Source organism: Paenibacillus sp. P4_A7, assembly GCF_056402455.1.
Genome location: NZ_JBFUHJ010000376.1, coordinates 1 through 5,612 on the forward strand (window position 1 = coordinate 1; position 5,612 = coordinate 5,612).

4 protein-coding genes and 1 pseudogene are annotated in these 5,612 nt (G+C 41.0%); 2 read left to right on the top strand and 3 right to left on the bottom strand.

Going from position 1 to position 5,612, the window contains the following annotated elements:
* The 3 genes from AC1DWN_RS26620 to AC1DWN_RS26630 all read right to left on the bottom strand — a co-directional run.
* Window positions 1-1,329, bottom strand: a 1,329-nt coding sequence (locus tag AC1DWN_RS26620) for a right-handed parallel beta-helix repeat-containing protein (RefSeq protein ID WP_477561910.1), incomplete at its 3' end; no start/stop codon positions are given.
* A gap of 181 nt (window positions 1,330-1,510) precedes the next feature.
* Window positions 1,511-2,845: a DUF445 domain-containing protein gene (locus tag AC1DWN_RS26625; protein WP_477561911.1), complete on the bottom strand. Its 1,335-nt coding sequence runs from the start codon at window positions 2,843-2,845 to the stop codon at window positions 1,511-1,513.
* Window positions 2,846-2,851: 6 nt separating this feature from the next.
* Window positions 2,852-4,126 carry a DUF445 domain-containing protein gene (locus AC1DWN_RS26630; RefSeq protein ID WP_477561912.1) on the bottom strand — a complete coding sequence of 425 codons (1,275 nt, stop codon included), beginning with the start codon at window positions 4,124-4,126 and terminating at the stop codon, window positions 2,852-2,854.
* Between the two features lie 307 nt (window positions 4,127-4,433).
* Here AC1DWN_RS26630 and AC1DWN_RS26635 point away from each other — a divergent pair, with 307 nt between their 5' ends.
* Window positions 4,434-5,120 (top strand): response regulator transcription factor, encoded by a 687-nt coding sequence (locus AC1DWN_RS26635; protein WP_477561913.1) that lies wholly within the window; start codon window positions 4,434-4,436, stop codon window positions 5,118-5,120.
* Window positions 5,117-5,612: pseudogene (locus AC1DWN_RS26640) on the top strand (hypothetical protein); the annotation flags it as partial. The gene AC1DWN_RS26635 and the pseudogene AC1DWN_RS26640, both read left to right, overlap by 4 nt.

The window sequence follows — 5,612 nt, forward strand, 5'->3', positions numbered from 1 at the left end:
GTCATTCATTTTGTTGTCAATAAAGGTAGCGTCACGGTTCGCAGAAATACGTGAGCCGTCAAAATGATTGTTCTTAATAAGCGCTCCTTTGAACGGATTAGAAATGGCAAGGCCAATTGCACCTTTAGAAGCAAAATGATTGTCTTCCACAATCGCATCATATCCGTCAAAAAGAATGAGATCATATCTCGCATTATTATAAAACGTATTTCCTTTAATCGTTATGTTGCTGTTACGATTGCCGTTTTCATAAAAGCCCCCTTCAACATCAATTCCTGATTGCGGCATCGTTCCTTTCATATCATGTAATATATTATTTCTAATGAGGACATTATCGGCTCCTCCAATTGTAATTCCCTGACGCCGGTTGAAAGCAAATTCTGAATTTTCAACAATAGCGTTTTGTGTCAGGACTCTGTTCCAATACTCGATGTATATATCTTTCTTAGCTGGCTTATTAAAAACGAGATGGAAATAGTTGGCCCCCTCAGGAATATCAATGATATCCCGCACTTCTTTATTAGTCAGCTTTTTAATTAACGTTCCATTAGCTTTAAAAATGTAAATGTCATACTTCCCAGGTAGATTTACAGCATTAGACAATTCAAAATAACGTTCTTTTTGGAATATTGCATTTTTAAAATTTAACGGCAGCTTCGTTCTAATCTTTTTAGCATTATTAATAGGTCTGCCTTTATCATCAAGTGCTCCTGATTTAAAATCGTCGTCACGTAAACCCTTCATCATCGTTCCTTTTCCGCCTAATGCGAGACCATCTCCCGTTAAGTTTACGGCCTTTACCCCATCAATCTTCACATTATGAGCACCTTCTATTAAAATTCCATAACCGGATTCATGCGTCCCAGAGGTGTGTTTGGAGTCCTTTTTTGAATAATCATGCGTATCTTTATCTCCACGATAAGTACCACCCTTAAGAGTTACATTATTCGCTCCATATCCAATAAACATAATCTCATAGCGTTCCTTCGTATTTGTCTCCTTTTGAATGACCGCATCGGACGGCATTTCAAATGTCATATTGCTAACCATATTAATATGGCTGTCTTTTGCAATAAAGTAAGTGCCGGACGGAAGCAGGACTTTTGTTTTTCCATTTTTGTTCGCCCATTTTAGCATATTGTTAATACCTGTAGTTGTGCTAACGGAATGTGTGCCATCATTATAAATACCCCACTTAGCTAATTCGACAGCATATTGGTTAGTTTCTACAGCAGTCACAGCTGATACATTATTGGATGAAAAAGTAATCGGTAATAAAACAACTTGAACACTGAGCAGCAGCCCCATTATTAGGTTTGTTATATTCACTTTAGTCCTCCTATTTTCTTTTTATTTCAACACAATAGATCTTACTACCCCTCCTTTTAATGGATAATATTTACTGTATTACTATACCATTATCAAAGTTCTTTATAAAGAACGTTGTATAGGAAATAAAAAAAGCATTTATCCCACCTTTCATCCAGGTGAAATAAATGCTTCATATTCCTTACAACAATTTTAGCAACGGCTCATAAACACCATACAAAATAATATAGAAAACAGCCCCAAGAGCGGCTCCAATATATGCACCGTTCAATCGAATACGCTGCAGATCCGTTTCCACCTTGCTCTCGATGAAGTAGAMCAGCTTTTGTTCGGTGAAACCGTCCAATGTCTTTCGAACGATCGTTCCAATAATTGCATGCTCCGTATCGATCATTTTATGAACAAATTTTTGCGCGTACGTCTCCAACCAGTCCTTCGTTTCCTGATTTGACATAAACCATTCCCAGTAAGTCTTTATGATTCTGTTAATCAATTGCTTCATATCTTCTCGATTAACTTCTGACGTACTTTGAACGATGTATTTCATTTCGGTATCCTGCGTCAACATTTGTCTGAAATTACTTAACACCGCTTCGATTGATGGCAGCAAAGAGATTTTCTCAAGCATCTCATCACGCCACTCATTGACCGCAGCTGAGACATCTGCACGGTTTTGCAAGCTGTCTGCCAGCTTATACACCATATTCTCCAAAAGAACACGAAGCTCATGCTTTGGATCTCTTAGATCATTTATTAATTTCTGCAAATCACTGTATAACGTATCTGCCGCGTCGTCCAGATTAAGAGCATTCGTCGACTCCGCGATTTCTACGGCCATCTTTTTGACCCATTTGGAGAAAATACTGCCCTGGCTCACAAACTTCTCCTTCTCTTTGGTAAGAAGGCTGCGGATCGCCCGCTTCGTCTCATCACCCGCAGCTCGAGAAGCTGCATACTCAACAATTTGGCTAACCGCTTTTTGGAAATTCCCCTTCTCCATTGCCCATTTCAGCGCTTTCCCTGCATACGGAGCCATATCGATTTTCCCCAAGCCTCTACGTGCCTGCTGGTCCAATTGAATAGATATACCCTGCAAATCAATCTTCGCAAGAATGCCTGCTACAAGTGTCCATGCTTGCTCTGAAACCGACCCTGCTGGCCGGCGTTCAACCCACGATATTGCGATTTCTACTAGATGAAGCTGTTTTACTTTATCCTTCAGCATTTCTTTGCCTAACAACTGCTGCTCAACCATAGTTGCTACGCCGTCAATTAGCTTATCCCGATTTCTAGGGACAATCGCGGTATGGGGAACCCATTTCCACCCAAAGGGATGTCTGAACAACACTGTGACGGCGAATAGGTCAGCAAGTGCGCCCACAAGTCCCGCTTCCGAAGTGTATAGCAGCATTCGCGGCCACCACTGTTCAGGAAAGCGATACACACAGTAAACAGCTCCTATAAATATAAAGGCTAATATAAGTAGACTTCTATTCGCTTTTTTTCTCATCTCCATATTGCTTTAACCTCCAATCCAAAACGTTAGCAAATGAAGAACGACCCCGATCAGCGCGCCGACAACGGTTCCATTAATTCGAATATACTGTAAATCTCGACCCGCCTTCTCTTTAACCAAGAGAATAAGCTCCTCCTCGGAAAATGTGCTTAGCTTGTCATGCACTGTCTTTCCGATATAGGAATGCTTCATCTCCATCCATTTGAGTAGTGTCGTTTTTACATAGAGATCGATACGATTGAGCAACAATGTGTTGCTATCGAGTTGGGCAACTCCCTGCTTAACCTTGTTTTTGATCCAGGGATATCGCTCTGAAGCTCCTCTATTCTCGGACATTGCCTTCTGGTGCAGTGCTTCTAGTCCTTCTTTAATATAGACATCAAGCTTGATATCCTGTCTGATGGATGCAAGCAGATTCAACTTTCCTTGCTCTATTCGATACCGTAACTCTTCGTCTGTCCGTAATCGGTGAACGAATTGTTCGATCAACTCCTTCAGCTGTTTTCTTTGCGGATGCTCTGGGGATGTGAACTCCTTCATGAAATTAACCAACCATATTTGAACCTTTTCAGTTATATTTCCTGCTTCTAAGCCAGCCGAATAGTCAATAAGTTTGCGTCGAAATTTATCTCCTTCGTATGAACGAATAGCCGAATCTACAATTTGTCCAACAATTACAAGAAATTGCGGAGATTTTACAAGCTTTATCAGCTCTTGAACAATAAATTCAATAATACGGTCGTCATAACGATGACGGATCGTCCAATCCCCAATATCTGCGGCTATTTCCGAAACCTGAACCATATCGGCATGATCAAGCATAAAAGCCTGGACCGATTGTGCCAGCTCCTGCAAATCAACCTTCGTTAGAACATCATCCGCTAGCTGCTGCAAAATATCGTTGACGCCTTCTTCGCCGCCATGCTGCTTTAAATAAGTTACAAGTACATCTGCGATGTTATATTCATCCAACCTTGCCTTAATATTCGGAATAGTAAGCAACTCATTTTGTACCATCTGTACAAGCTCGCCAATCAGTCTTTCTCTGTTTCTCGAAATAATATTGGTCCCCATCCACCTGGGCCAACGAATATGAAGCGGATTGCCAAACAATGCGCTGATAGCAAAGGAATCGGCTAACCCGCCAATTGTTGCGGCACTAAATAGTGAAAATAACAGCCCCCCCACGAAGGAATCGTGAAATGGAAAAGCGGCCATTATTCCGATGGCTGAAAAGAGCAGTGCTAGATCAGCTTTTTTCTTGATGCTAAATTTATTCATATGCATGCTCCGATCCTTTTTGTCAATAATGATAATTATCCCATAACTATAGGGTTCGAAACAATAGAACGCTTATTGAAGTAAAAATTACTCTACAAATACGATATTATTCCTCAAAAATCCCAAAAAATAGGCGTGCAGACTATTGTTAGCCTGCACGCCTCGATGATGCTGCTTAGCTAGGTCAATCGTAAACGAATGGATTAAGATTTTTACTGAATGTTTGCTGAATCCTGGCAATAACGGATGCATATTTCATCAAAAAAGCAGATAATATACATGAGTTCATTCATAGGAGGAACCGTACATGTCATCCTTTAAAGGAATAAAAATATTACTTGTCGATGATGAACCAAATATATTACAATTTTTGGAGCTTGGATTGATGAATGAGGGATTTGAAGTGAGAACCGCCCTTGATGGGGAAGCAGCACTTCAAGACGCAGCAGCCTTTAAGCCGCATGTCGTCATTTTGGATGTCATGATGCCCGGGCTGAGCGGCTTCGAGGTTTGTCATGCGCTGCGAGCAATAGGTGATAACATCGCTGTTATTATGCTGACTGCCAAGGATGAGGTCGAAGACCGCGTCAAAGGGTTAACGCTAGGAGCTGACGATTACATCGTGAAGCCTTTCCGCTTCAGCGAACTTCTAGCTCGGATCGGTGCGAGACTGCGTAATCAATTTCCAAACTTGCTCGGAGAAGCTGTCTATGGACCATTCCGTCTTGATGATCGACGAAAGGAAATCATTTACTTGGAGAAAGTACTCGAGCTTTCACCAACGGAGTTTGAGCTGCTTCGATTTATTATTTTGAACAATGGCGTCGTTTTAAGCAAAGCGCTAATTTTGGATAAAGTGTGGGGCTATCAATTTGGCGGGGAAGAAAACATTGTCGAGGTGTATATTCGATCTCTGCGCGATAAGTTAAATGACAAAGATCATCGACTAATCCGCACACTCCGAGGTTCAGGCTATCGATTGGACTTAACATGAGAGCGCCACGATTCAAGACTCTAAAGCATTTCTTCGTCCCGCGTTCACTGCGTTATCAGCTTTTAAGTCGTTCCTTACTCGTTCTAGCTGCGTTATTTCTGCTGATCGGCGTTCTTCAATATATCATTATGAAAGATTTTGTTTATGAAAATAAGGCCGAAGCGCTTAGCGCACAAATCATGTCCATGCCTGCCGATTGGTTTAAAGATCCGCATTCCAACAATGGACCTGACTCTCGACAAGAAACAAATAATGATAAAACTAACATGAATAATCGTCCGCAAAAAATGCATCCTAATGGACCTTTTTTATATCAACCGGGTCTGACGCTTGCATTTATCAATCCGCAGGGAGATGTTACTGATTTATCCAAAAATGATGAAGGCAGCTTACCGCTACTCACAACCGTGCAATATAATCAAATTTATAGCGCACTTCTAGAGCGTAGATCGATAAAATATAAAATAATGGACAATGACAAAGGGAAAGAGC